This is a genomic window from Pseudomonas sp. S60 (genome assembly GCF_016647865.1).
GTDB lineage: Bacteria > Pseudomonadota > Gammaproteobacteria > Pseudomonadales > Pseudomonadaceae > Aquipseudomonas > Aquipseudomonas parafulva.
This window is the reverse complement of sequence record NZ_JACVVH010000126.1, coordinates 1-289: the sequence shown is the minus strand read 5'-3', so window position 1 is coordinate 289 and position 289 is coordinate 1. Positions and strand designations below refer to the sequence as shown.

At 56.4% G+C, this 289-nt stretch carries 1 protein-coding gene; it reads left to right on the top strand.

The window, feature by feature from the left end:
* Nucleotides 1–289, top strand: a 289-nt coding sequence (locus IAE33_RS24445; RefSeq protein WP_201165779.1) for an immunoglobulin-like domain-containing protein, incomplete at both ends; no start/stop codon positions are given.

Below are 289 nucleotides of genomic sequence, written 5' to 3'. Positions count from 1 at the left end.
TGGCGTGATCACTTACACCGTGACGCTGACCAACCCGGCTCAAACGCCGGTCACCGTGACTCTGTCCAACGGCCAGGTCATCACTGTTGAAGCGGGTAAAACTCAGGGCAGCATCGACTTCCAGACGCCGCCCAATGACGTTTACAACGGTGGCAGCAATTCTACTGTCAGCGTGACAATCAAAGATGCGGTTGGCGGCAATTTCGAACAGCTGACTCCTAACCCGACTCCAGCCGTCACCACGATCAACGATTCGATCGATACCACCACCGCGACACTGACGGCGAAC